The organism is Nostoc sp. DSM 114161 (assembly GCF_052692665.1).
This window is the reverse complement of sequence record NZ_CP195141.1, coordinates 681,242-706,739: the sequence shown is the minus strand read 5'-3', so window position 1 is coordinate 706,739 and position 25,498 is coordinate 681,242. Positions and strand designations below refer to the sequence as shown.

The following is a 25,498-nucleotide window of genomic DNA, read 5'->3' as shown; positions in this document are numbered from 1 at the left end:
AATTACGCTGTGACTAGACAGACTCTTTAGTCATTAGGAATCACCGCACTGGGTCGCAGCCAGTAGTTCAACTCTGGTGCTGTAAATGCTTGGCGGATTTCTTTTCGTTCCTGATTCAAAACCATCGGACGCCCTACACCAGCAAGGAACTGGACATCATAAAGTTCTTGACATCCTGTGCTGAACTTCAGCATCCCCAGGTGCTGCCCATTTCGCAAATCTACGACTGCTACGCCACAGAGCAACTGCTCAAACCTTTGAGTAATGGGCAACCCCCCAAAAATATGCCGTTCCCGAATCTGGCATAGTCCCACTAGGGCGTAATACCCGACGCAGCATAAACCCCGCAGAAATCCGGGGAGTACGCAGACTACCTGTTTATCTCCTGATTCTGGATGAATGCGCCATACTTCCCCTGCACCAGAGTTGAGCAGCCACAAAAACCCGTCATGCCAAATTGGGGAATGGGGCATTGATAATCCATCTAAAATAATTTCATTGCTCTCCACTTCCACTACGACCCCACCGTTGGCTTTACCCGGCCGCCATCCCCCGACGGTATCTGTCGCACCGAGGGCAGTCACGTATTTAGGTTTGCCATCCACCATTGCTAAGCCATTGAGGTGGCATCGGTCTTCTGGTACTACTTCAGAAATAAATTTGGGATGCCAGCGCGGTACAAAACTAAAGTCTGGACTCAAGGCAGAAAGGCAGGAAAAACGGGTGTTGACAATCCACAGCCCTTCCCTACCAAATTCCAGGTCGTGAATGTTCAGGTCGCCTGTGAAGTATGTCATCCGTGGCAGGTAAAGGGCGTCGTACCGTCCGGGCTGGTCTTCTAAATACTCATAAGCTAATGTGGGGGCATTGGCTAATAAATAGACTTCGTGATGGGTAGCCAGTGCCAAACGCGAACCATGAACTGCTAACCCCATTGGTTTGGAAAATTGGCGTAATAGCATGGTAATCTGTTGTCCATTCCAACCCACTAGTGCTAGTTTCCCGGCTTGGTAGGTGGTGATGGCAACCGAACCTCCTGCTTGACTCAGCCAAGAAATAAATCCTTGGTCAGCGTTACACTCAATTAAGTTGTTCTCTTGTGGGGCAGTAGTGCTGGAGGTGGCTAGCATAAATCAAATTTCAAATTTTTTGAGCAAGATAATGTCATGTTTTAGACTTAGTTGCATAAAAAAGATTGCACAAAACTAAATCCAGAGGTAGTACCGGTCACTTTTGTCTCAAGTAAATTGGTCACCAATAAACAAACCTGTACCAGGAACAATACCCAAAGGAATCGCCCGCTGATAACAGGTTATACTGCCATCAAGCCGCACTGTATATAACTTTGCAGACATTTTGATTTTGGTTGATTTTATGATGTTTTACTGGTAAGTCTGACTTTGGTACTTAATGTTATGATAAAGTTTTTTACTTAAAAATAAACAGTATATATACGGAAGATAAATTTTTCAAAACTTGACTAATTTCCAATAGACCTAGCTTGAAAAAGGGAGTAGGCAATGGCTGACACGTATAGGTTTTTAATAAAGCAATGAGTAATAAATGTAAAACCAAGGTAATCATCATGGTTTTATCAACCCTCACCCTCTAAAACTCGTATTTTTAAAGGAAAGCCTAAAAAACCTACACCTGGGCGGTATATTGCCTTTTTGTAGGTAATAATTAAAATTCAATGAGCAACAACGATCGCAGCACGTTTACCTCTTGGCTGTACAGACAAGCGACTAAATTGCTTTAGACCTTTCGAGAGTCGGTAGGAAAATTTTGACGAGACAATCAGCGGCGATCGCATGAATACGAAGCCCGTAACGCATGATTGTGTTTATTCTTAATCTTTATTCAAGTTGAGAAATTGCTAATTTAATCACCGCTTGAACTCCTGCTTCCTGTTCTTCGGTCAATGCGGTTTGTAGAGGCTCTAAAGCAATACCATCACCAATTTTCATCAATGCCAAAGCGGCTGCTTTTCGAGTTTCCCAATCGGGATGATGCAATAATTCAACGAGGTTGGGAATTGCTGGTTGATGAGCTAAGCTACCCAAAGCTACCGCGGCTTCACACCGCACGATTGGGGATGCATCGGTGAGGGCGTTAATCAAGATTTGAAATGCTTCAGCCTCTGTGCGTTCTTCAGCGATTTTAGCGATCGCTCCCACCACTGCGGCCCGAACTTCTGGCGAGTCAGAGTTAATTTCCCGATATAGATATTCCTTTGCCTCTGCTCCAATAAATGCTAACGCCCATACTGCATATCCTTTGGCGCTTTCTGGATATTCGGATGAAGCTAAAATTTCCAACAATGCTGGTACAGCAGCCTCACCAATCTTAGCCAGCGCTCCCACTGACGAACCTTTAACTACGGTATCCTCATCATTTAGGAGGGCGTTGACTAAGGTGGGAACTGCGATCGGATCGCCAATCAATGTCAAAGTTTTAGTGCTAGCTCTCCTGACAACTGGATTTGGGTGATTTGCCACAGCTTGCAATAATAAAGGAGTTACAGGCTTACCGACTTTACCCAAAGCCTCTGCAAAACTCAAACGTACCATCCCCCGTGAGTCTCCCATACTCTCAATCATTTGTTTGAGGATTTTTTGGTCATCGGGGTTGAAGGTATTTTGATTTAATTGCTCGCTGACTGCTGCAAGTAAAGCATCAGTTTCGGCGTGGGATAGCTGGATTGAATTTTCCCCGGACTGAGTTTCAAAGTTGACCATGTGAATTAGGGAATGGGGAGTGTGGGGAGAGTGTAGGGAGTGCGGGAAGTGTGGGGAGATAATAAAAGAGCTTCCCACCACTCTTATAATGACGATGTGTAATCCTCGATAGCCAATCGAAAATCGTTCGAGTGAGCGTAGTCGAAGCCCAAAATCTAAAATCCAAAATTGTCTGGTTTTTGCCTTGTAGTACTAATTACTACCGCTGAGAGTGGCCTGCTGATTACGCAGTTCTTGGAGGGCAGCATCAATTTTGGCAAGCTCAGGTTCCAATTTTGCCATGACGCTTACCCTCATCAACTTAGCGCGTTTTGCTGTTTCTGTAGTTTCTTGAACTAAACGTTCCCGATATTGCTCAAGTTCTGCAATCACTTCTGCTATGTCTTGAGTGGTTACATCATTTGTTGTCAGTTCCGAGGTTTCATCCATATCTTTTGTTTCCTTTTATGTGTATTTATGATGTTTTTTTGTCAGTGTTTGACTGTTGTTTATTGTTAGTTACTTTGCCAAAGCTAGTAGCTTTTTGATGCATACAATTAAACAATTGTCAAAAAATAACTAACTAATAGCTGACAGAAGATACATTCAGATCTTCTCAGATTGCGTTACCATCGGTAAAGCTTTTTAAGGGAAATCTTCAAATAAGTAAGCTAAGTCCAGCCTTCAATCAAGGTGCTGGTAAGTATTTCGGCATAAGTTAAGTAAGTCAGCGATCGCAATTCAATGTATATGAAGAAATATGAATTGTTTGTCGCGTGGTTATGCTGTAGGCTAGCTACCGCACCTTAAATTGTTGAAGGTGCATCGCTTGGTAACACAGCCTAAATTTAAATTGGGAATGGCCTTGTGCGTCTAGATTTTGTAAATTCATCTGGCACAATCGAATATAAGCTATTAAGCTTGCTATACCACTACTGCATTTGAAAAATTAGCCCTTTCCTTACTTATTGTAGGGAAAGGGCTAAAGCCACCTTGAGATGGAATTACGAATTAATATCCGCCTTCTTCTTCGTATTCTGGCTGTCTTTCTTTGACTTTCTTGGGAATATTGACTGGCTTTGGCGCATCTTCCCAAGCATCGGTTTCTAAGTCGTCATAATCATCGTAATCATCAGCGTATGACTTGTTATAAGGCTGGGGTTCAGATTTTAGGGGTTGTTTATACCTGTCGCTACCTGTTGCTTCACTCCAGTTATCTTCTTCGTCGTCTTCTTCGTATTGAATAGACTCATACTGCCGCGCCTTCATCACTTGGCGCTGTGGCCTGACTTCTTCCACATAGTCTTCTGTCCATTCCTCTTCGGCTACGGGTTCAGGGGCGCGGACTTTCGGTTTGGGTGGCTGCAATGGTACTCCACTTGGCAGCTGTTTATCTGGGGTTACTTGGCGTGGTGGAGTATAACCACCGTATTCTGTTTCTTCGTCTCGCTCCCACGGTGCTTTGCCGATGCCCAAACGCTCTAGTAAACCGACTGTCAACTGGTTCACCCGTTCTTCGGCTCCCTCAAACACAATCAAGCGATTGGGGCCTGTGCTGACAATTTCATCGACTGAGAACTCGTAAGTACTGACGAATTGATCGGGAATTTGGGGCAATCCTAATGAGGCAATGACTATGGAATCAAGTTTACCTGTTTCACCGTTGAACTTGAAGCCGCGAACTTTGCCTAAGACTTCACCTGTTTCTGTGATTACTTCCCAGTTAATCAGGTTGCTGAGAGCTTCAACTTCGATATCTTCTATTACATCTTCGTTATCAACCAGGATGACATCACCAATTTGGTTGATGTTGTTGAGGTACATGTAGCGCGGTATGCCCGAAATAGAGATCAGGCTGTCTCGCAAACCAAGAGCCACAACCTCTCGTTGATCGATATCTACCCAAACTTGACTGACGATGCCTAGTCGTTTGCCGTTGTCGCGGGTAATTACCTGAGTATTTAATATGTCGGAACGCCTAATTATTTGTTCAGAGGTCATTCTATACCGAGTCCTGATCTCGAATCCGGTTTATCTATACACTATTATTAACAAAAACTCAAGCAGATGTATTGGATGATGTCAATTTAATCCCCAAAACTTGAGTATAAGCTCCTCGTGCTTGAGTAACGCCAATTGTGCGTTCGGCTGATTCTATCATCGGACGACGCAAACTAACAACTATAAATTGGGCTTGTTGTGACTGTTGCACGATCATTCTAGCTAATCGCTCTACGTTTGCTCCATCCAAAAACATATCTACTTCGTCAAAGGCGTAAAATGGCGATGGGCGGTAGCGTTGCAGCGCAAAGATAAAGCTCAAGGCTGTGAGTGATTTTTCTCCCCCAGACATGGAAGCTAGGCGCTGTACTGGTTTGCCTTTGGGATGGGCAACTAAATTCAAACCGCTGCTAAATAGATCTTCGGGATTTTCCAGTTGCAAATAGCCGTCACCGTCGGAAAGAACGGCGAAAATCGATTGGAAGTTTTCATTGACGGCATCGAAAGCTTCTTTAAAGGCGAGTTGCCGTAATGTGGTAAAGTTTTCAATTCGCAAAAGTAATTCGGTGCGTTCGGCTTCTAAGGTTTCTAATTTTTGGGTTAATTCTTGGAGGCGGTTTTGAGTGCGTTCGTATTCTTCCAACGCCAGCATGTTCACAGGTTCCATTGCTTGTAGGCGTTTGGAGAGCGATCGCAATTCTTTCTGCAATTCTTCCAAGTCTACTTTATCGGGAACTTCCGGCAACAGATCTGGTAGTTCTGCTGCCACATCGCGCAACTGACTTTGCAGTGTAACTAGTTCTTCTCGCCGCTTTTCTTGCGTTTCTTGGAGTTTTTGAATTTCCCATTCTAGTTGTTGTTGGCGCAAAAGTTGCGATCGCACTTCCTGTTCTGTGGCGTCGCGTTTATGTTTTTGTTCGCCTAATTTTTGCTCCATTTCGCTCAATGATAAACGGGTTTGGGCGATTTGGTCGTTTATCGTTGCGATTTGGTTCAAGACGCGATTCATCGCGTCTCTACAAGAGGTTTGTTGGGTTTCGTATTCAGCGATTCGGGTTTCGGCTTCTTGGATTTTTTCTTGGAGGCGCTGTTGCTGATTTTCTAAATTTTTTAATCTTTGTTCGGCTTCCCTTAAAGCTGATTCCCGTTGTTGTAATTGTTGCTCTTGAATTTTAATGGTTGCTTGGATTTGTTGCCATTCACTCGGAGTTTGCGAGGCTTCTAACTCTGCTAAGGCTTGTCGCAATTGTTGCAGTTGAGTTTCTTGTCCTGGTAATTCCCGATCTAAAACTTCCAGGCGAGATTGAGCAGTGGTTAATTTTTCGCTGTTTTGGACTAATTGCGATCGCGTCCCTTCTAATTGCGTTGTTAAATTTTTAATATCTTTGTGCAACTGTTCCAATTGCAACTGCTGTTCTCGCCGCGCTTGCCTGGCTTCTGTTAATTCTTGCGTCAATTGTTTGGTTCTGGTTGACAAAGTGGCGATCGCTTCCGTACAACGGTCTAAAATTCGCTCAATATCTACCAAACGATTTTTTAAAGCAATAACTTCATCAGATTCCGCTGCTTCACCTGTGCCAAAGCGCAATGCCGAACGCTGAGTAGTGCTTCCTCCAGTCATCGCACCGCTGGTTTCCAACAATTCACCGTCTAAGGTGACGATGCGGTAGAGTCCTAAATTTTTTCGTGCTTGTTCCAGACTGCCAAAGACGACGGTGTTACCGAAAACGTAGTTAAATACATCTTTGTAACGGCGATCGCAATCAACTAAATTCACAGCATAATTGACGAAACCGCTAGCCAAACGCAGCGTTGCATCTTGGGTAAATTTCGGAGCAGATATTTTATTTAACGGTAAAAAAGTCGCCCTCCCCGCACGTTTTTGTTTGAGCAATTCTATACCTGCTGCTGCAATACCGTCATCTTCAACCACAATGTGTCCCAAACGTCCACCAGCCGCAATTTCCAAAGCTAGCTGATAGCGGGGTTCTACTCGTCCCAACTGCACAACCAAACCGCAAACACCAGGCATTCCCGATTGTATAATCACTTTACTCGCTTGAGTTCCTTGAACTTCTTGCTGTGCTTGTGTCTGCGCTTCTAATTTATCTAACTGGCGTTGTTTTTCTCGTTGTTCAGCAAGTAACCGCTTTTGGGTTTCCTGCTGAATTTGCAATTCTTGTTCTGTAGCTGAGAGATTTTGCGCTAAATTTTGGATGGGTTCGCTAGAAGCGTTAAATTCCGTTTCAATACCACTACATTCAGCTTGTTTTGCCGCTAATTCCGGTTCAAGGCGTTCGATAAGCTGAGTTTGTTCTTGGATGAGTTGCTGTAACTGGTTATTGCGTTCTCTCAGTTGTGCTTGTTCCGTGCGCTGGGGTTCCAGAGTTTGCAGCAAAGTTTCAATTTGACGGTTGAATGCCGTTTGTTGCTGCACCCATGCCTCCGAAGCCGAGGCGATTTCTGCGGCGGCTTGGCGAGAAGTTTCTAAAGTTTGTTGTGCCTCATTTCTTTGCTGCTGACAATAAACAATCGATTGCCCTTCTACAAGTTGCGTTTGGGCAACTTCTTGTAAAGTATGGCGGTGTTGTTCAATCTCCTGCTGAGTTTGAGCCAGACGCTTGGCAGTTTCTTGGGAAGATGTTTGTAATTCCGTTTGCTGACGCAACAATTGTTTGCGTTCTGCTTCTTGGGTAGCGAGGGTAGATTGTACAGCCAAAAGTTCATCTTCTCCCAAAGCTTTCACCTGGGCATTGAGTTCTTCAAGTTCGGCATTTTTTTGGACGATTTCGGAATTTAAAGTTGTGAGTTGCGTATTGAGTTCGCCAGAATTACGATCGCCACTTTGAATTTCACCAACCAACTTTTCTTGGTGTGCTTGCAGCGATCGCCATGATAATACAGCTTCCCAAGATTGCTTCGCTAAGAATTCCGCCCGCAGTTTTTGATACTTCTCAGCTTTAGCACGATCTTGAGAAAGGCGATCGCGTTGTGCGGTTAATTCCGTCTCAATAATCCGACAGCTATCTTCCTTTTCCTTTACCTCATCTAAAGTAGATTTCGCTTGATTAATTTTGCGATCGAACGCCGCCACCCCAGCCAACTCATCAATAATTTCCCGCCTCTCGCGCCCATTCATCGAAATAATACTAGTGACATCCCCCTGTAACACCACGTTGTAGCCTTCAGGATAAATCCGCAGATTATTTAATTCCTCATGCAACTCCGTCAGCGTACAAGCGACACCGTTAATGTAGTAATTCGACGTATAAGTGCCCTGGTGAGTCACCCGCAACTTCCTAGTGACACTCCACTCCGCCAATTTTGGATTTTGGACTTCGGCTTCGCTCAGTCGAACGATTTTAGATTTTAAATTTTCTTCTCCTGCTTCCTCTGCTTCCCCTGCTTCCCCTGCTTCCTCCTCTTCCTCCCTCTGCGCCTCTGCGCCTCTGCGTGACACCTCATCCGACAAATCAAACGTCACCGTCACACTAGCCTCAATCGCACTCCTTCCCTTAGCCGTTTGAGTATTATTTACCAAATCCGGCAAGCGATCCGCCCGCATTCCCTTAGAACTAGCGAGTCCCAAACAAAACAGCAACGCATCCAAAATATTTGATTTACCCGAACCATTTGGCCCAGATATGACAGTAAACCCCGGCAGCAAAGGGACTGAGGTAGTACCGCCGAAGGATTTGAAGTTGGTGAGTTCCACGCGCTTGATATGCACCATAGGGCGCTGGTTAACTGGGCTAATGGTTAATGAAAGACAAGTGTATCAAGTAATTCCAGAATCGCAAGAGGGTAACTAGGGGTAATTCAGGATTATTAAACCACAGAGGAGGCAGGGTAGGCAGGGAGCAGGGGGAACAGGGGAGGCAGGGGGAGCAGGGGAAGAAAATCTAAAATCAAAAATTGCTAAAGGGGGCGATCGCTTGCATTTCATTCACAAATTTTTGTAATAGGATTTTGCCAGTATGTAAGATTTTATTAGGAATAGACAAACCATGCAGTAAATTATGCAACTAGAAGATTACTTTGACTTTCAACGTCCCGATGATATTCGGCTCAAAGGTACAAGAGTAGGAATTGAAACTATACTTTATGATTTTATCCACCGCGCTCGAACTCCATAGGAAATTGCCGAAAGTTATCCATCACTAACACTAGAACAAGTTTACGCGACTATTCTTTATTATTTGCACAATAAAGAAGCTGTCAGTGCCTATATAGCTAATTGGTTGGAGTGGAGTCATAGAATGCAGGAAGAACAGCGGCGCAATCCCTCACCGACTGTTATCAAATTGAGAAAACTGTTAGCTGAAAAACAAGCTCTGCCAAAAACACGGGATAATGACTATTAAATATCTGCGCCTGTACATTTAGCTGAACATATCGCGCAAGGACGTAATGTACCAGGCATTTTTATTTTGAATGAGAAATTAACTATAGGTCAGACTATTAATCAATTAATTTTAATTGCTGAAGCGTCTTTTAAGAACGAATATCAAAACCAAATTGTTAATTTACCACTTTTTTGATATACAGTAATTCATTTTTAGAAAGCAAAAGCTTGTTTTGAGAAAGCAATTACAGCTTTTATTTGCGTAAAACACTGAAATGAGAAAGCAAAAGCTTGTTTTGAGAAAGCAATTACAGCTTTTGCTTGCGTAAAATACTGAAATGAGAAAGCAAAAGCTTGTTTTGAGAAAGCAATTACAGCTTTTGCTTGCGTAAAACACTGAAATGAGAAAGCAATTGCAGCTCTTGAGAAAGTAATTGCGGCTTTTGCTTATTTAATTTAGCCAAAACACGAAGTTTAAATAAAATTCTTCAAAAAATTGCTGATAAATCCTGATTTTTTTATGAGAGTAGTTAATAAATATAAAATTATACCTTAAATGGGAATAAGAAAGGCGATCGCCCTCCACCGTTTTTGTACATTTAAAGCATTTTTCAGGTAAATGACGTACACGGGTAGGGGCGCACAGCTGTGCGCCCGTACAATTATCTGTACCTCACCTACCTGTAATCTGCTGTATGTAGAGACGTTGCAATGCAACATCCCTACAAAAATTTTGAGATCGTGCACAATCGTTTTCATGCATGAAATCAGCAACACAGAAGTTCAACTATTCTTCTATGGCTTTTTCACAGCTTCAACTTTTGCTTCTATCTTCACCATTTTCACACCTTGAACTTCCTTAGCCAAGGTTTCAGCTTTTTTAAGTTCATCAACAGAACTAGCTGTACCTTTGAGGATAATTTCACCCTCTTTATTTTCAACTTGTAACTTATTTCCTGGTAAATCTTGATTCAACTTTTTGCTGACTTCAGTTTTTAAATCGCTTTCAGCTTTTGTTGTTGCACTTTTTGGAGAATCGATTTTAACTTTAGTCTGTGTAGTAGGTATTGGAACCAAAGTTGGTAGTGCTGGAACTTTAACAGTTTTATCAACACTTGGATTTGTTGCCGAGGCTGGTGTTGCTGGTGGTTGGGACGCTTCATTGGTAGTGGTAGGAGTTTGGGAATTAGTTTTAGCAGTTTCTTGGCAGCCAACAGCACCAATTACCAAAATGCCACTAACTACAAATGGAATTAGCTTTTTCATTATTTATCTCCGAATTCAGTACTTGAAGCGAATTAATTAAGCTGTGTGCGATCGTGAGGAGCAAATGTTAAAAATTTATTATTTTTTGTTTGCCATTTGTCATCTGTCATTTGTACTTTGCTAACGACTAATGACCAATGACTAATGACTAAATTAGGAGAATGCACCAATTCAATTTCTTTAGGACTGCTTAGTAGCATAGCTCTACATCATTTTATAGCTATTTCAATTTCAGGTAGATGCTAAATAGCTTTTTTGGAATGAGACTATGCAACCCTAAAGTAGTGATTTGATGTTATCAGATTTGCAGAAGTTTGGCGATATCTACAACAACCTTGCCTCTACGACTCAAAATTTCCGCATTTTTTCAATTCGCTGCCAGCAAAATTACCAACAAAAATGTTAGTTTAAAAAACTATGGCTTGCTTAAAATGTCCAAAATACCAGGAAATATTAGCCAATGCCCTACCTTACTTCTGCGCGGGAAATTCGCGCCATTGTCGCTGAATATACCGAAGCTCAAACGCTGTGGATAGATACAGAAGTGGCTGACTATAAAAGCCGCAATCCCAAGCTCTCCCTGATTCAGGTATTGGACGATGCTGATGATATGAGTGGCGATCGCGTTTATCTTTTAGATGTCCTAGAACAGGATGATATTATAGCTGAATTTATTGAAAAAATCATGTTCAATCCTAATATTGAAAAAGTTTTTCATAATGCCAGTTACGATTTAAAACTTCTCGGTAATAAAAAAGCAAAAAATATTACTTGTACTTTGGAAATGGCAAAGAAAATTCCTTATTATCTGTTGCCATTGCCAAATTACCAACTCCAAACTATAGCTACTGCACTGTGTAGTTTTAACAATATCGACAAACAAGAACAACAAAGCGATTGGGGAAAACGTCCTCTGACTGAAGAACAAATAGAGTATGCTTACCTAGATTGTATTTATCTGGCTCAAATCCACTCAAATTTGTTAAAGTTACAAGCCCAAGCTAATCCCGACCCAGCAACGGAAGATTTAGGAATACTCAGTGCTAAATACTCGCAACTTGAGCAGCAATACAAGTTATTAAATTCAGAATTTGAGCATTTGCAAGAACGGATAAAAAAGGCTATGCAAGCTCAAAATATATCTGAAACTGCTGATTACAAACTAACTAGTTATGAGCGTACCACAATCAAAACGACGTTTACAGAATTGTTCAATCTAGCACAAACCCAAGATATTGATTTAGATTTTCCCATTACGCTAACTCAGAAACTCCAAAAAGATTTAGGGCAAAATCTAGAACAATTATCTGTAGATATTGACAAAACTACTGCTTGGCGGTTAAGTGCCAAAACTCAAGACACTGAAACAGAGAATGAATAATAAGCCAGAATTCAGAATTCAGAATTTAGAATTAATCAAGCTTGGATACCTAAACTTGAGAATTTAAACAAAATTAACTAGGTATACAACCGTTGATTTTTTAACCATTCTGACTCCTGAATTCTGAATTTGTTTGCCTTGGTTTAGTCTTGGTCATTTAGGATTGCTATACTCATATTTTGTTTCTTGTTCTATACGATCTAAAGCTTTTTTGGCTCTAAAAAGTACTCTTAAATAAGCTACTTGACTACTCCACGCCGAACGGGGCAAGAGCAATTTGGCAGAACTTATCTGGTTTTGAGATTCCTCTGGCAGTAACTTGAAATTGCCATCTGTGGGATTAGAAATAGAATTATTATCCATCTGACTTTTTTAATTACGAATTATTAACCACTAATTGATATGGTTCCTGTTTTGTCTGCCAGCTTTCTGACCATTGAATCTTGTCAGCACTAAAGTGTAGCGGATCGTTTTCTGGCCAAGGAATATCAATCGGTTCTTCAATCAAACCAAATTCCCCATTATCAAAAGGTTTGCCCTCAGCTTGATTTTTCAGAAATACTCGTTCTCGAATGCCGCGTTTAGCTTGTGTGAGGGCGCGATAATGACAATAAGGATTGTTTCCTCGTTTGTCAAAAAATACGTGTGCAGTCCAACTGCAACCACCTCGGCATAGTTCTGCAAATTCACAAGTTTTGCAGAAACCCCACAAATGTTCTGTGCCTTTGGGTGTCCCAGCGCCTAAATTAAAGCGCAGTTCTTCTGTCTCTTCGATGATGGTTCGCAAAGAGTAATCCCGAATATTACCACCCGTGTAGGCAGAAGTCGGCAGCGAAGGACAACCTTTAATCGCACCATCAGCTTCAATTCCTAATGTGGAAAGTCCGGCATTGCATCCTTGCCAAAACGACCAGGCACTCCCGCCACGCAAAAATCGCTCGTAAGGGCCGAAGTAACCAATATTATTACCTGGCTGAACCTTAATCCCTTCTTGTTCGGCGCGTTCGGCAACCCTAGCAATCATTGGATAAACATCTAGTAATTCATAAGGTTGCAGCAGAATTTCGCTGTTATCTGCGGCATTTCCCATTGGTACAGTTAATTGAATCTGCCAAGCGAAGATGCCAGCATCGCGGAGATGTTCGTAGATGCTAGGAAATTCTGGTGCAGAGAGGCGATTGATTTGAGTATTGCAACCAAATGCGATGCCTGCTTGTTTAAGATGACTCATGGTTTTAAATGCCCACTGCCACGAACCTTTTCTACCCCGGAGGCGGTCGTGAGTGGCTTCTAGTCCATCAACGGAAACAGAAACTACTTTTATGCCGGCTTGTTTCATCCGCTGTGCTGTTTCTAAACTGATGCCGTAACCACCGGTGGTCATACCACAAAGCATTCCGGCTTGAGTAATGGCTTGGGCAATTTCCAACCAATCTGGACGCAGAAAAGCTTCGCCACCAATAATAGTAACTTCGGTGATGCCAACATCAGCCATTTGTTTGACTAAATCGAGGGCTTCGGCTGTGGAAAGTTCTTTTGTTCTGGTATGCCCTGCACGAGAACCGCAGTGCTGACAGGCAAGATTGCATTTTAAGGTAATTTCCCAAACTGCATAACTAATTCGGCGATCGCTCATTAAAATATCCTTTATTATGCTTATTTAATGAGGGACGGTTTTTGTTGTTATCCGTCCCAAAAATCTTAAGTTATAGCTTTAAGTTGCCTGTTCATCAATCGGAATTCCATACATAGGTTGAGGGCGAATATACCACCATTTCGGATATGGTTCGTGATATGGTTTATCAGGCGATGGCTCAACAACCCCATACAATGGTCGAATTATCAGCTGATTATCAATTAATGAAGCAGCGCCACCAAAAACAGCTTCTAGTTCTTGCTCATTTAAATCTATAATTTGGCTGTCCTCAGCATTTGACTCTAATAATTGAGCTGTGTATTCTTCAAACTCTTGTTGAGTGAAATCGTAGCCAGCTGCTTTTACTAGTCTGCTACATTCATCCTTGCTTTTAACTTGTTGCATTTGGGCGCGAAAAGCTTCATCGCTAACGAGCTTTTCATAAAAAGCTCTAACATTTTCAAATGACATAATTTTCTCCTTAAGTAACTACTTCAGGTAGAGCAACTTCATGCATTACTTGAGATGGGTTGTAATTATCGGTGATAATTTGCGGACAACGCAGACAAGCTGCTTTGCCTGCTTGCTGCCACCAACGGCAATCTTTTCGTATAGAACACGGAGGAAGTTCTTCTACTACAGCAGGTAATTTTTCTGCAACTCGCGTTGCTAAACGACAATCTTGACCGTCAAAATGCTGGCAACCTTTTAATGCACAAGGGGCAGCAGTACGAAAAATTTCAGTAGGTGTGACTGGGCTAGCTTTTGCTAACAGTTCATCTGTAACTGGTAGTGGCTGTTTGAGATAAGTTACACGGGGTTCTGTAACTTTGCCACTAACTAAGCCAAAGACTACGCTGTTTGCCAGTTCTGGTCTAGCACTAGGACAAAGTGTAGTCCGTTCGGCAGAATTTTCCACGATCTAAAGCTTTGGTAAAGATAATTTTTGGCTCAATATCTAAGCTATTGAATCTAAACTTTTAGGATCGGGTGCAACCAATCCCACGATTATTGGAGGACAAACAGGTTTAGTAGGAACGGCTTCAGGAGAAGAAACAGGTTTAAAACCTGCGATCGCAGGCTGAATACCTCCTACAATATTTGCCGCTTCTTCATCAGATAAACTTGATAAACCTTGACTTGTATCTTGAAGTTGATTTCTCCGTGCTAGCGCATTATTTACAGCTTCATCAAGCAAATCATGAATTTCGACTTGATTATTGTACTTTCTGTTTTCTCTGTCCATTTTGATTATTTCTACTCACTAATTGCGTTTTGAAGTTGCGTTCGTTGTGAGTGTCATGAAGTGAAGCGTCGCATAATCTCTTAAAGATAATACTTTAGATAGATGCTTTATTCAACTTCGCTACACTCTGCTTAAAGGATGTTTGGAAAGTATTGTTATTAACATCAAAGCATTAAAGATTTAACCCTCTAGCTCACTCGTAATGATGCTTTCAAAGCCTCTCTCCTTTGATAAGAGAGGTTTTAAGAGGTCTTTTAAGATCTTTTACAACTTTCAAAACATCTTCTAAGGTTTGACCAAAATATTAACACTAATTTTTATTCTTTTTTTCGCAAACTAAAATTTACCTACCTTTATTACTTTTCCCACCTTTCCTAACCTTTTAAGCATTAACGTTAACAGATAACTTCTCTAACAAAAGCAAATGTACATAATTTCATTAATCAATAATTATTAAAATTATTTTGCTTTATTTAGTAGTATATCTTGAAGCTTTCCCATATTTATGGAGTTTTTTCACCCAATCAAATATGATTCATATATAAAACTACTATTTGATTTTTGAAAAGACACGTGGTGTGCGTTACACTATCGCTAACGCACCAAATTATTACCAATAATGAGTAAGAGACGCGATAAATCGCCGTTTCTACAAAAATGATATTTAAATATTCTCAATTTGAAAATATCGTGGATTTTTTAAAATAAAAATATCATTTTTTTTAATTAAATCACCCGTACATGCTACAGGTACGTCCCATAAGACCTGTGGCTGCGATTCCCCAATCTATGCTATTGTCGTCTACGGCTGGTTTGTAGAGAGAATAACCTGCAACAGTGGTGATGGCTTGGAGATATGGGTTGCTAAATTGTTCTTTTTGTTGGTTAACGTACACTAAGAATTGTTTTTATAGTATTTCTCGATAAGCGTGAGGTACAAGGTAGGGGCACAACATTGTTCATTGGTGTCAACTTAACGTGAAACCCTGATGAAAACGTGATGAGCAAGTTCTACTCACTTACCCTCAAGATGCGCGTTACCCCACCCCGGCTTTGCTGACGCAAAACCTCCCCTCCCCAAGGCATCGGGGAGGGGATTGAGGGGTGGGGTAAACGGCTGTGTAACAAAGCTTTGAGCTTAAGTTGACACCAATGCATAGCTATGCGCCCCTACAAATTTCTGTACTTCATGTGATTGGGAACCGCTATATTTTTGATGCAATTTTAAGTTTACATTGCCTTTGCTGCTATTTTATCGACGATCGCAGCGTCACTATAGTAACTAAATTGACAATCTTTATTTGCGAAAATACCGTAATAATTTTTAATCTAAAATTTAAAATTAGCAAGACCAATTAACAAAATTTCTAGAAAGCTGTATCAAAAGTTAGAATAATTATTCTGCTAAAGAATTAAAATCTAGAGTTTGGGATTAGTTTATTTCAGGTGTTATCAAGAAATAATGAAGACGCCAGTCACCAGATTTTCTTGTTCTGAATTCTGAATTCTTCTTTAAGGCAGTTGATCTTAACCTATGATACGGCGTTCATTTAGGCAAAAGCAAACAAGGGTAAATAAAGTATTTACCATAGCTATTTTTACTACATTGACAGCAATTAGTAGCGTTTCTTGCACTAAGAATGACAATGTATTGATCACAGAAGTTGGAGTTAATCCACCTACCCGCCGTTCAGCTATCAGAACTAAAGCTGAGGCATTCTATGTTCAGGGAAAAAATCAACATGTCAACGGCGATTTGCAAGCAGCCATCGCTTCTTACAGCAATGCAATTAATGAAAATTCTGAATATGTCGCTGCTTATAACGGCCGGGGATTAGCCTATTTTGATTTGGGAGACAAGGAAAAAGCGATCGCAGATTACAATCAAGCCTTGCGTATCAATCCCAACAACGCCGAAGCCTACAATAACCGAGGTAACGCCCGTGCCTCACAAGGAAATAATCGAGAAGCAGTTAAAGATTACAGTGAAGCGATTCGCCTAAACCCGAACTATGCCGAAGCCTATAACAACCGGGGTAACTCCCGCGCGTCATTAGGAGAACAAAACAGAGGGCTAGATGATTTTGACCAAGCCATTGCCCTCAACCCCAGATATACTATTGCCTACAATAACCGGGGAAATGCCCGTGCTGCCAATGGAGATCCACAGGGGGCGATCGCAGATTACAATCAAGCAATTCGCCTCAATCCTAACTTTGCCCCTGCCTACAATAACCGAGGAAATGCCCGCGCCAAGAATGGAGATAAGGAAGGGGCACTAAAGGACTTAGAACAAGCAGCAAATATCTTTCAAACTCAAGGTAACAATGATTTATACCAACAAGTGACAAGAAATATTAAAGAACTTGCACAGTAGGGATTGGGAAGCAGGAGGGCAGAGGAGCAGGGGAGCAGGGGAGCAGGGGAGCAGAGAAGAATAATTAAAAAATCAATACCTTTACCCTTTGCCTTTCCCAATGTCCAATGCCCAATGCCCTATGCCCTATTCTTAATTACATTTCAGAACCAATGTGGATGCGATCCTCAACTTCGGCAAATTTTTCCTGTGCCTGCTGTTCAGTACTCAATAGTGAAACAACGATCGCCACAATAAATGCTAGAGGAATAGTAACTAATCCAGGATTTTTTAAGGGGAAGGGCGCAGAGGCGTGCTTGAGAATTGTTACCTGAATAGTAGGTGACAAATAAATCAGTAGTAAGGAGGAGAAGGTGCCTACTAGCGTACTCGCAACTGCCCCGTTAGTGGTGAAGCGTCGCCAAAGCATTGATAAAAGCAACGCTGGGAAGTTAGCACTGGCAGCGATCGCAAATGCTAAACCTACCATATAAGCCACGTTTTGTCCTTTAAACAAGATGCCCAAGAATATGGCTACTAACCCCAAAAGCATTGTCGCGCCACGAGCCACTTTCAGCTGTTCTGACTCATCAGCATGACCTGAGCGCACCACGTTCACCCACAAATCATGAGAAAGTGCAGCTGCACCTGAGAGTGTTAACCCAGCAACAACCGCCAAAATCGTCGCAAAGGAAACAGCGGCAATAAAGCCTAAGAAAGCATCGCCACCAAGAAATTCTGCTAACATCGGCGCAGCCATATTACCACCAGTACCAATTTGCTTGATGGCATCTTGACCTACTAGCACCATTGCCCCAAAGCCCAGGATGAAGGTCAAAAGATAAAAAGCGCCAATAAAAGCTGTGGCGTAAGTAACAGAAATCCGGGCTGCTTTAGCATCGGGTACTGTGTAGAAACGCATTAGGATGTGGGGTAGTCCAGCGGTACCGAACATCAACGACATGCCCAAGGAAATAGCATCAAAGGGATCGGAAACTTGTTTCCCTGGAGCTAATACACCTGTATATTTATCAGCCGCAGCGCCAAAAAGAGCGATGGGGTTAAAGCCAAATCGTGCCAGTACCAAGATAGCTAGCAAAATAGTTCCGCCAAGCAAGAGAACTGCTTTGATAATTTGTACCCAAGTCGTGGCAATCATGCCGCCGAAAATCACATAGGCCATCATCACGCAACCGACAATGACCACAGCTAATTCATAATCAAAGCCAAACAACAGTTTGATTAGCTCACCAGCACCTACCATTTGGGCAATTAGGTAGAAGCAAATCACTGCCAAAGTTCCAATTGCAGATGCTATGCGTACAGGTTTTTGTCGCAAGCGAAAAGCTACCACATCAGCAAAGGTGTATTTGCCTAAGTTACGTAGCGGTTCTGCAATCAAAAACATGACAATCGGCCAGCCCACCAAGAAGCCGATAGAATAAATTAAGCCGTCAAAGCCGTTGAGCGCTACCAGCCCAGCGATACCTAAAAAGCTGGCTGCACTCATGAAGTCTCCCGCGAGGGCTAGCCCATTTTGGAAACCGCTGATTTTACCGTCAGCTGTGTAAAAGTGTGATGTACTTTTGGTCAGCTTTGCCGCCCAATAGGTAATGCCTAAAGAACTTGCAACAAACACAAAAAAGAAAGCGATCGCCAACGGATTAAAGTGGCCAAGCCTAGAAATATCCGTTACTGCTAAAGGCAAATCGCACCAAAACACAATATTCATGCTTAATTGGGTTTGATATCTTAGATTTTGGACTAGAAATTGCTAATAACTAAATTCACTTGCGTGTGAGTCTTGCGATTTGGTCATCGTAACTGCTATTTGCCCAACGCACGTAGATAAAAATTAATACCCATGCTGAGACAATTACCAGCGCCCCTAGTAAAATTCCCAAACTCAGACCTGGAACTACTAATGACCCCAACAGGGGCTTATTGAAAGCGATTAACAGGATAAAACCAAAGTAAATAAACATCATGGCTCCAGTCAGAATCAGGGATACCCGCCAACGTTCAGCCGCGAGAGCCTGGAGAGCCTTTGTGCGATCGTTCATGTCTTCCTTTAGGTTGAGAAGATTAGGTCAGATTGTCTCATTGAAGTTGATTTCTGCGTAATTTTCTTAAAGATTATTAGTAAATCTATTGTTATATTAAGTAATAAAATTAACTCTCCTAAGTAATATACAAAATGAAAATATCATATTTACTCTGTTTTCATATACGTAAAACTACAGTTGTTGTTAGATACAAATAAAGCTGAAGTATTAATAATTTATTACCTATTTATTGGCTCAGCAATCACTTATTTTATTGAAATAGCCAAACAATGCCAAAAAATATTGAGTTTTTATATACAAAAAATTTAAACTTAATCCGTATTTGTTGGTAGTTTCTTAACCTTGAGAGTGTCATCAGAAATTTTTTCTCAGCTATACAATCAATTAAAATAATTTACTTTATTGAAGTTTTCTTTATAAGAAATACCAAAAAATACCGGAGTTAATTACGTAACCAAAGAGTAATATTTATATCATGAGTTTGCTGATATACATATGGGCGCTAAAAAACATAGTAAATTATGATACTAAAACTCTCCGAATCAGTTTTGCTATGCATTGCAGTTCGCATAGATGAAAACTTCATCACTGTAGTCAGAAAAAGTTGGCTTTAACATAGCGTCTGGTAAAAATATCTCTGAAACAATGCGAAAAGCATCTATCGAAATTTGTAGATATAGATCGATCTACAAAAGTGAGATGCACCTTTTAACTTAGCCCTGAAAAAGCCCTAATTTTAGCTTCTACCATACCACGAACCGGAATATATGTTTATTGAAACACTATTTACAGAGCCGATTTATTTTTTCAGAATAATTATAATTGTCATATTTTCCATCAGTTTACACGAACTTGCTCACGGCTGGGCTGCAATGAGTCAGGGAGATAACACTCCACAAAAAACTGGTCATCTCACCCTCAATCCTGTAGTTCACATGGGCAAGGAATCAATTATCTTTCTCTGTCTCATGGGTATAGCTTGGGGACAAATGCCCGTCAACCCTTCTAAATTTCGCTCTCCCAAGCTAGGCAATATTTTGGTATCCGCAGCTGGGCCATTATCAAATCTCACGTTAGGTATTATATTTGTTTTAATGCTTAAACTTATTGCTAACTTAAGTTTTTCAGCATTCTTTAGTGCCGAGTTTCTTTACCTAGCGGCTCGGATAAATTTGACGTTATTTCTGTTTAATCTGTTGCCAATTCCACCACTTGATGGCTTTCATGTATTCAGTGAAATTTTCCCTAAGTTAAAGCCATTAGAAAATACTTACTTTGGAATATTTGCAATGATGCTTTTATTTATAATTCCAGAATTTGGGATAGGACTTAGTGGCATTGCTGATTTACTTATGCGGTTAATGTTTGGGGGAGAGTCAGTAAATTTTTAGTCCAATACGTTTAGCCGCAGATCCCCTACTTGTCAAAAAATTCGGGGATCTTGTTGTTTACAAATAATTTAGGGTTGCTGGCTTTTTGGTATAATATTCAGTTTTTGTATAAATGCTGATAATACTATCACCAACTGCAAAAAAACTACCTTGTTGTTCATTTTTAGAAAATTGCAAATTTGGGTATTTGGCAGCAGCTTGTTGGGCAGTCATGGCTTTTGTTGACATTTTTTCTGGCAATACTCCAGTACACCCAATGTAAAATACCAAAGGAGAAATTTTGTCTTGGTAGATTTTTTCTGCATATTCCTCTAGCTTGGTATTTGCCGCTGTTAATGCTGCAACCATTTCTTCTTTATTGATTTGCTTGCCAGCTTGTTTATCTTGCAACAACTGTGCCAAACTATTAGCACCAACTTTCTTCAGAATACTTGCAACTACGCCATTTTGCTCAAGCCCAAGAAAATCATCAAAAATCGGTTTCATCAACTCGTCCACTTTTGTAATTTTGGTGCGTGATGAAAGTAGCCTCTGTCTAACAGCAAGATTTTGATTAAATGCCATTTCAAAACTCGCCTTGGCGATCATTTCTTTAGTATCTTTATCGTAAAGGCGATACATTCTATTCAGGAATTTGTTAGCCGAATGCAACTTGCTAAAGTTAAGAATGTCTTGACTACCGATATCAATTTTATAGCTCAATTTTGATTCGACAGTACCATTAACTAAAGCTTCCTGAATATCTGTGTATTCATTAGTTGTCGGGAAGTTGATGTAAATATTTTTTGATAGATAGTGCTTTTTAAACTCATCTAACTGTTCCGTTACGAATAGATCTGACTCCTTTTTCAAATGAGCAGAAATAATACTAGTAAGTACTTTAATTTCTGCGAGTTGATTAAATAGTCCATCAATGCTGCTGTAATTACTATCAGGAGCGACAAGCGGCAAGTTATTTAGCTGTATGGTATATTCAGCACGAAAGTCAAAATCTTTGGCATCCAACACACCTTTTTGTTTAAGCAAGTCAAAAGCTTTTTTACTGCTAATTTTGACTTGTAACGATTTGACGTTAATTTTGCCGTCACTAACAATGGTGTAATTATTAAAACTATTGAGGTCATTGACTAGCAAACCTGCTACCTCAAGAGTAGGAGTTTGGTCTGCTGATTTGGCAAGTTTCACTTTACGTTTAATCAGCATATTAATAGTAGCAGTATTGCGATTAAAGTGAAAATCGCCGATACCAACATACTCAGCATTGTCTATATTTTCTGTTCGCAACCAAGGTTGGATTAATTCTCCATTTTCGTCTCTCACACCTATAACACGCTTGATACTTGTTCTTTGATAGTGTTCTTGTAGGTGCTTGATGTTGACAATAATATTGTTGCGGTATTGTGTAAAAATTTGGATGAGTTCTACTAAAGAGATTTGATTAGTTTTCATATTGCCACCTTCCATGAAATCTACGCTTGAATATGTTGTTGAAACTGGAGAAAATTGCCAGGGAAACACACAATAAATCGATGCCAAATATATGTAAAAATTGGCAGACAAGATACAAATATTGTGCGATCGCAATTACATTCACCAACTAGTCAGCAAACACGTTCTGTTCAAACTTGGGGCATTTCTAGGTTATATACTCACCGGATATTCATAATTATATAGTACATTTGTACTGTAAAAATGTCAAGTCGTGATGTCTAGCATTGATATAAATTAAGTAAAATCGGCAACTGCTGTTAATTTAACTTACGGTATCGTTCGGGAATATCTTTACAAAGTGCGGCGTAAATTCATAAATTTTGCTGAGGCGATCGCCAATTGAATCGCACAAAGATAGTAATAGAAAGTTGCAGGTTTGATGATGTTGAAAAAAATCATCAAAATTAGGCTTGACTAATTAAATAGAGACAAAAGAATGAAAAATAAACTATTGTTTGCTGGCATTTTCATGGCAACTTGGGTAGGAACATTAATCCCCAGTGCTTTTGCTGCTTCAACTTGTTCTGTGGGACAAAAAGCAGAGGTTCTTTGGAAAGAGAAATGGTATCCAGTAACAGTACTAGATGTTGATGATAATCAGTGCTATATTACCTACGATGGTTATGATAGCTCTTGGGATGAGTGGGTTGGAAGTTCGCGCTTTCGAGCATCATTTGAAGTTGGGGATGCTGTGAGAATTCTGTGGAAGGGTGAATGGTATCAAGGGCGAATTTTAGATGTTAGTAATAATCTTTATAAAATTACTTATGATGGCTACGATAGTTCTTGGGATGAGTGGGTTGAACCCGCACGAGTAAGCAGATAACTAATACTTTACTTTTAGAATCTAGAAGGGACGATTTCCATAAATGAAATCGTTCCTTAACTCGTTCAATCAACGCATTCTTGTCGAACATTTATGCTCCAGGTTTGAAATAATCAAAAAGGCGATCGCCTGAATCAGCACGAATCAATGCTACAACTACATCTGGTAAGGTAGCTAAACTAGGGTAAACTAAATAGCGCGGTTCCCAACGGGGGCGGAACTTCTCTTTGTAGGCGTGTAGTCCTTGGAAATTGTAGAAGCGATTTAAATGCTCGTAAAGATAATGCAATACTTTCTCTAAACGGCGTGATTCTGGATTATCTCCAACTCCCGCCAAAGCAGAAAGGCCAAAATTAAAGCTATCGAAACCATTTTCTTTAAAATGCTGAAGCAGAGAAATAAATAAAAAGTCCATTGTCCCATGTTCGACGGACGAGCGGTGTCGCATCAGATCGATAGTTGCTTCGTTGAGTTGAGACTCTGGGATAATATTAGCAAAAGCGCCGATCTGACCTTCTGGACTATACACCACAGCAATCTCACACTCTCGCAGATAAGCTTCATCAAACCAACCTAAAGAAAAGTGTTTTTCCGAACCTTGCACCATATTTAGCCATTCATCACTCACAGGTTTGAGCAAGTGCAATAAATCATTATCAATTGGTGGTTGGTAAAAGTTAATTCGATATCCTAATTTTGTTAAACGATTGATTGATGGTCTAAAGTTTTTACCAGCTTTACCTTGTAATGTAAAATTTTTCAAATCAACGATCGCTTCTTCTCCAATCTTAAGTACCTTAAATCCTAACGATTTGTAAAGTTCAACATCATCGGGCAAAGTTTGATAAAAACCAGGATACCAATCATTGCGTTGACAAAACAGCTGGAAAGCAACAATTGTCTCTTTGCGGTCTTCAATCGGCCCTATGGGATCTCCTAAGGCGATCGCACCTCGTCCTTTGGGAACATAAGCGATTACACTTTTACCAGAGGGACTAAAATAATAACTTTTATCATTTAATAGTGTCAAAGCTGCTAAAGACGAACATCCATATTGTTCGACAATTTCTTTAGCTTTTTGTCTTTCATTCGCAGTTACTAAATTACGCCAAAATACAGGTTGCAACAGCATAAACACCGCGTATGTAATAGTAACTGCTGCAATAATATAGATAGAATTAGCAAAAAACTCTCCAAATCGACTCTTTGGTTGCAGTCCCAAATTATCCTCAGTGAAGAACATCGCTAAAGTCTGAAGTACAGCTTCACGCCAATTAAAATTTTCTGAAAATTTGCCATCTAATAAATAAAATCCAATAGTTCCGTATGCCAAGGTAAACAGTAAAGCACCGATAAGTACTCGGACTCCCTGTGCAATGGAAGGACGATCTGATTGCGCCGTAAAAATATGGCGCATCAGAATTAATTGCACTAGCAAAACTCCAGATAGTAGACTTTCTTCATAGTCTAATCCCTTGAGCAGGTGGCTGAAAATAGAAATTACTAAGAGACTAATAGTAAGTAACCAAGCTATTTTTTTACGACGTAATAAATTAGTAGCAAGCGTGAGTAGAACAAACCCAGTTAGGGCGGCAAAAATATGACCGCTAGCACGAATTTCAAATGGTAAAAATTCCTTTAACCAGTGATTTCGCCCGTACAGGTTAGGTGTCACTGCTGATAATAAATTGACTACCCCAACTAAACCTGTAAGTAACGCTGCACTCCAAAGTAGAATCTGAGTTTTTAAGTTATTAGTCATTAGTTATTGCGAGTTAGGAGTTAGGAGTGAGGAGTTAGGAGTGAGGAGTTTTCAATTTTTTACTTTTAACTCTTAACTTTTAACTCTTAACTCCTAACTTGTTAAACTGTTCTCCGACATAGGAAAGCGAATCTTTGAGATGTTTGTGGAAGTAGTTCCAGCCAACATTAGCACCAGATAAACCATGACCTCCGGGAAAAGCATAAAATACATGAACAATGCCTAATTTATTTAAGGTTTCATGGAAGGCTTTGGTAGAAGCTAGTAAATCAATATCGTTGACGCCTGCATCTAGGTAAACACGCAATTGCTTTTTCTCTTCAGGTGATAACTGTTGCACAATTTGTTGAGGACTATTTTGGGAACCGCTGCTATCAGTAAAGTAACCGCTATGGCTAAACAGAATATGAAAGTTGTTGAGATAGCGTAACCCGATATTAAAAGCTCCCCATCCCCCAGAAGATAGACCTCCCAGCGCCCAAAATTGGGGTTGTTCTAAAGTGCGGTAGCGTGACTTGACAACTTGTACTAATTCCGAACCAATTAAAGTCCCGATTTTGCCATTTCGCCCATCAAAATAATCAGGATCGTACAAGGGACTGGAACCGCGATTATCATTACCATCAGGTGTAATTATAATCGACGGAGGTAATTTTTTAGTTTGATAAAGTTCGTGCAACACATCTAAAATTGCATATTTATCAGCAAAAGCGCGAGCATTATCATGTCCTCCATGTAGTAAGAAGATCGCGGGGTAGCGTTTTTGCTGATTTTTGTTATAGCCTGGAGGTAAAATTACGCCATAGTTGCGGACTGTACCCATCGCTTGGGAATTGAAGCTTGTTAATTGAAACTTTAGCCCAGTATTTGTTTCTTCTTGGGGCGGGTCTAGTTGTGGCGCACCTAAGATAAATACATAATAATAACCGACGGCGGTTAGGAGTGCGATCGCTCCTATCAAGCTAATTAACAATTTAGAAATTTTCATATATTTTTATCGTAAAAATTCACCTC

The 25,498-nt window shown here is 40.6% G+C and carries 22 protein-coding genes and 1 pseudogene; 5 read left to right on the top strand and 18 right to left on the bottom strand.

Annotated elements, in window-relative coordinates:
- Positions 1 to 26 precede the first annotated feature (26 nt).
- The 5 genes from NSTC745_RS03125 to smc form a co-directional block, all read right to left on the bottom strand.
- Positions 27 to 1,130 carry a TIGR03032 family protein gene (locus NSTC745_RS03125; RefSeq protein WP_445635844.1) on the bottom strand — a complete coding sequence of 368 codons (1,104 nt, stop codon included), beginning with the start codon at positions 1,128 to 1,130 and terminating at the stop codon, positions 27 to 29.
- A gap of 726 nt (positions 1,131 to 1,856) precedes the next feature.
- Positions 1,857 to 2,738, bottom strand: a complete 882-nt coding sequence (locus tag NSTC745_RS03120) for a HEAT repeat domain-containing protein (RefSeq protein WP_445635843.1) — start codon at positions 2,736 to 2,738, stop codon at positions 1,857 to 1,859.
- A 192-nt stretch (positions 2,739 to 2,930) separates the two neighbouring features.
- Positions 2,931 to 3,167: a hypothetical protein gene (locus NSTC745_RS03115; protein ID WP_445635842.1), complete on the bottom strand. Its 237-nt coding sequence runs from the start codon at positions 3,165 to 3,167 to the stop codon at positions 2,931 to 2,933.
- 561 nt (positions 3,168 to 3,728) lie between these two features.
- Positions 3,729 to 4,718, bottom strand: a complete 990-nt coding sequence (locus NSTC745_RS03110; RefSeq protein WP_445635841.1) for a PRC-barrel domain-containing protein — start codon at positions 4,716 to 4,718, stop codon at positions 3,729 to 3,731.
- Positions 4,719 to 4,776: 58 nt separating this feature from the next.
- Positions 4,777 to 8,451 carry a chromosome segregation protein SMC gene (smc, locus tag NSTC745_RS03105; protein ID WP_445635840.1) on the bottom strand — a complete coding sequence of 1,225 codons (3,675 nt, stop codon included), beginning with the start codon at positions 8,449 to 8,451 and terminating at the stop codon, positions 4,777 to 4,779.
- Between the two features lie 286 nt (positions 8,452 to 8,737).
- Between smc and NSTC745_RS03100 the strand changes: the two are divergent.
- A pseudogene (locus NSTC745_RS03100) lies at positions 8,738 to 9,082 on the top strand (DUF433 domain-containing protein).
- 776 nt (positions 9,083 to 9,858) lie between these two features.
- Here the strand turns inward: NSTC745_RS03100 and NSTC745_RS03095 are convergent.
- The gene (locus NSTC745_RS03095; protein ID WP_445635839.1) at positions 9,859 to 10,329 is read right to left on the bottom strand and encodes a BON domain-containing protein; all 471 of its coding nucleotides are present in this window, start codon (positions 10,327 to 10,329) and stop codon (positions 9,859 to 9,861) included.
- 32 nt (positions 10,330 to 10,361) lie between these two features.
- Entirely contained in the window at positions 10,362 to 10,529 is a 168-nt protein-coding gene (locus NSTC745_RS03090) for a hypothetical protein (RefSeq protein ID WP_445635838.1), read from the bottom strand.
- Between the two features lie 260 nt (positions 10,530 to 10,789).
- Between NSTC745_RS03090 and NSTC745_RS03085 the strand changes: the two genes are divergently transcribed.
- Positions 10,790 to 11,710, top strand: a complete 921-nt coding sequence (locus tag NSTC745_RS03085) for a ribonuclease D (protein WP_445635837.1) — start codon at positions 10,790 to 10,792, stop codon at positions 11,708 to 11,710.
- 153 nt (positions 11,711 to 11,863) lie between these two features.
- On the opposite strand, the gene NSTC745_RS03080 is transcribed toward NSTC745_RS03085, so the two are convergent.
- The 6 genes from NSTC745_RS03080 to NSTC745_RS03055 form a co-directional block, all read right to left on the bottom strand.
- Positions 11,864 to 12,073, bottom strand: a complete 210-nt coding sequence (locus NSTC745_RS03080; RefSeq protein WP_445635836.1) for a hypothetical protein — start codon at positions 12,071 to 12,073, stop codon at positions 11,864 to 11,866.
- Positions 12,074 to 12,086: 13 nt separating this feature from the next.
- Positions 12,087 to 13,346: a nif11-class peptide radical SAM maturase 3 gene (locus tag NSTC745_RS03075; protein WP_445635835.1), complete on the bottom strand. Its 1,260-nt coding sequence runs from the start codon at positions 13,344 to 13,346 to the stop codon at positions 12,087 to 12,089.
- Positions 13,347 to 13,424: 78 nt separating this feature from the next.
- The gene (locus NSTC745_RS03070) at positions 13,425 to 13,817 is read right to left on the bottom strand and encodes a Nif11-like leader peptide family natural product precursor (RefSeq protein ID WP_445635834.1); all 393 of its coding nucleotides are present in this window, start codon (positions 13,815 to 13,817) and stop codon (positions 13,425 to 13,427) included.
- Positions 13,818 to 13,827: 10 nt separating this feature from the next.
- Positions 13,828 to 14,265, bottom strand: coding sequence for a nitrogen fixation protein (locus tag NSTC745_RS03065; RefSeq protein WP_445635833.1), 438 nt, complete (start codon positions 14,263 to 14,265; stop codon positions 13,828 to 13,830).
- A 39-nt stretch (positions 14,266 to 14,304) separates the two neighbouring features.
- Complete coding sequence (locus NSTC745_RS03060) at positions 14,305 to 14,592, bottom strand: hypothetical protein (RefSeq protein WP_445635832.1); 288 nt, start codon at positions 14,590 to 14,592, stop codon at positions 14,305 to 14,307.
- Positions 14,593 to 15,323: 731 nt separating this feature from the next.
- The gene (locus NSTC745_RS03055; RefSeq protein WP_445635831.1) at positions 15,324 to 15,488 is read right to left on the bottom strand and encodes a hypothetical protein; all 165 of its coding nucleotides are present in this window, start codon (positions 15,486 to 15,488) and stop codon (positions 15,324 to 15,326) included.
- A 638-nt stretch (positions 15,489 to 16,126) separates the two neighbouring features.
- Here NSTC745_RS03055 and NSTC745_RS03050 point away from each other — a divergent pair.
- Positions 16,127 to 16,969, top strand: a complete 843-nt coding sequence (locus tag NSTC745_RS03050; RefSeq protein ID WP_445635830.1) for a tetratricopeptide repeat protein — start codon at positions 16,127 to 16,129, stop codon at positions 16,967 to 16,969.
- A 136-nt stretch (positions 16,970 to 17,105) separates the two neighbouring features.
- Here NSTC745_RS03050 and NSTC745_RS03045 read toward each other — a convergent pair whose 3' ends face one another.
- Together NSTC745_RS03045 and NSTC745_RS03040 are read right to left on the bottom strand one after the other, a co-directional pair.
- The gene (locus NSTC745_RS03045; protein ID WP_445635829.1) at positions 17,106 to 18,680 is read right to left on the bottom strand and encodes a sodium:solute symporter family transporter; all 1,575 of its coding nucleotides are present in this window, start codon (positions 18,678 to 18,680) and stop codon (positions 17,106 to 17,108) included.
- 55 nt (positions 18,681 to 18,735) lie between these two features.
- Entirely contained in the window at positions 18,736 to 19,011 is a 276-nt protein-coding gene (locus tag NSTC745_RS03040; RefSeq protein ID WP_094349845.1) for a DUF485 domain-containing protein, read from the bottom strand.
- 770 nt (positions 19,012 to 19,781) lie between these two features.
- Here NSTC745_RS03040 and NSTC745_RS03035 point away from each other — a divergent pair.
- The gene (locus NSTC745_RS03035) at positions 19,782 to 20,405 is read left to right on the top strand and encodes a site-2 protease family protein (protein WP_445635828.1); all 624 of its coding nucleotides are present in this window, start codon (positions 19,782 to 19,784) and stop codon (positions 20,403 to 20,405) included.
- A gap of 57 nt (positions 20,406 to 20,462) precedes the next feature.
- Here the strand turns inward: NSTC745_RS03035 and NSTC745_RS03030 are convergent, their stop codons facing one another.
- Positions 20,463 to 21,854, bottom strand: coding sequence for a hypothetical protein (locus tag NSTC745_RS03030; protein WP_445635827.1), 1,392 nt, complete (start codon positions 21,852 to 21,854; stop codon positions 20,463 to 20,465).
- A gap of 478 nt (positions 21,855 to 22,332) precedes the next feature.
- Here NSTC745_RS03030 and NSTC745_RS03025 point away from each other — a divergent pair, with 478 nt between their 5' ends.
- Positions 22,333 to 22,722: an agenet domain-containing protein gene (locus tag NSTC745_RS03025; protein WP_445635826.1), complete on the top strand. Its 390-nt coding sequence runs from the start codon at positions 22,333 to 22,335 to the stop codon at positions 22,720 to 22,722.
- A 91-nt stretch (positions 22,723 to 22,813) separates the two neighbouring features.
- Here the strand turns inward: NSTC745_RS03025 and NSTC745_RS03020 are convergent, their stop codons facing one another.
- Both NSTC745_RS03020 and NSTC745_RS03015 read right to left on the bottom strand, forming a co-directional pair.
- Positions 22,814 to 24,484 carry a phosphatidylglycerol lysyltransferase domain-containing protein gene (locus tag NSTC745_RS03020; protein ID WP_445635825.1) on the bottom strand — a complete coding sequence of 557 codons (1,671 nt, stop codon included), beginning with the start codon at positions 24,482 to 24,484 and terminating at the stop codon, positions 22,814 to 22,816.
- 79 nt (positions 24,485 to 24,563) lie between these two features.
- Entirely contained in the window at positions 24,564 to 25,472 is a 909-nt protein-coding gene (locus NSTC745_RS03015) for an alpha/beta hydrolase (RefSeq protein ID WP_445635824.1), read from the bottom strand.
- Positions 25,473 to 25,498 lie beyond the last annotated feature (26 nt).

Excerpts from the sequence above, each read along its gene's own strand:
- NSTC745_RS03015 (WP_445635824.1), bottom strand. The coding sequence starts at position 25,472 with ATGAAAATTTCTAAATTGTTAATTAGCTTGATAGGAGCGATCGCACTC.
- NSTC745_RS03045 (WP_445635829.1), bottom strand. The coding sequence starts at position 18,680 with ATGAATATTGTGTTTTGGTGCGATTTGCCTTTAGCAGTAACGGATATT.
- NSTC745_RS03125 (WP_445635844.1), bottom strand. The coding sequence starts at position 1,130 with ATGCTAGCCACCTCCAGCACTACTGCCCCACAAGAGAACAACTTAATT.
- NSTC745_RS03025 (WP_445635826.1), top strand. The coding sequence starts at position 22,333 with ATGAAAAATAAACTATTGTTTGCTGGCATTTTCATGGCAACTTGGGTA.
- NSTC745_RS03080 (WP_445635836.1), bottom strand. The coding sequence starts at position 12,073 with ATGGATAATAATTCTATTTCTAATCCCACAGATGGCAATTTCAAGTTA.
- NSTC745_RS03040 (WP_094349845.1), bottom strand. The coding sequence starts at position 19,011 with ATGAACGATCGCACAAAGGCTCTCCAGGCTCTCGCGGCTGAACGTTGG.
- NSTC745_RS03070 (WP_445635834.1), bottom strand. The coding sequence starts at position 13,817 with ATGTCATTTGAAAATGTTAGAGCTTTTTATGAAAAGCTCGTTAGCGAT.
- NSTC745_RS03090 (WP_445635838.1), bottom strand. The coding sequence starts at position 10,529 with ATGCTACTAAGCAGTCCTAAAGAAATTGAATTGGTGCATTCTCCTAAT.
- NSTC745_RS03020 (WP_445635825.1), bottom strand. The coding sequence starts at position 24,484 with ATGACTAATAACTTAAAAACTCAGATTCTACTTTGGAGTGCAGCGTTA.
- NSTC745_RS03095 (WP_445635839.1), bottom strand. The coding sequence starts at position 10,329 with ATGAAAAAGCTAATTCCATTTGTAGTTAGTGGCATTTTGGTAATTGGT.
- NSTC745_RS03110 (WP_445635841.1), bottom strand. The coding sequence starts at position 4,718 with ATGACCTCTGAACAAATAATTAGGCGTTCCGACATATTAAATACTCAG.
- NSTC745_RS03120 (WP_445635843.1), bottom strand. The coding sequence starts at position 2,738 with ATGGTCAACTTTGAAACTCAGTCCGGGGAAAATTCAATCCAGCTATCC.
- NSTC745_RS03060 (WP_445635832.1), bottom strand. The coding sequence starts at position 14,592 with ATGGACAGAGAAAACAGAAAGTACAATAATCAAGTCGAAATTCATGAT.
- smc (WP_445635840.1), bottom strand. The coding sequence starts at position 8,451 with ATGGTGCATATCAAGCGCGTGGAACTCACCAACTTCAAATCCTTCGGC.
- NSTC745_RS03075 (WP_445635835.1), bottom strand. The coding sequence starts at position 13,346 with ATGAGCGATCGCCGAATTAGTTATGCAGTTTGGGAAATTACCTTAAAA.
- NSTC745_RS03030 (WP_445635827.1), bottom strand. The coding sequence starts at position 21,854 with ATGAAAACTAATCAAATCTCTTTAGTAGAACTCATCCAAATTTTTACA.
- NSTC745_RS03050 (WP_445635830.1), top strand. The coding sequence starts at position 16,127 with ATGATACGGCGTTCATTTAGGCAAAAGCAAACAAGGGTAAATAAAGTA.
- NSTC745_RS03085 (WP_445635837.1), top strand. The coding sequence starts at position 10,790 with ATGCCCTACCTTACTTCTGCGCGGGAAATTCGCGCCATTGTCGCTGAA.
- NSTC745_RS03115 (WP_445635842.1), bottom strand. The coding sequence starts at position 3,167 with ATGGATGAAACCTCGGAACTGACAACAAATGATGTAACCACTCAAGAC.
- NSTC745_RS03035 (WP_445635828.1), top strand. The coding sequence starts at position 19,782 with ATGTTTATTGAAACACTATTTACAGAGCCGATTTATTTTTTCAGAATA.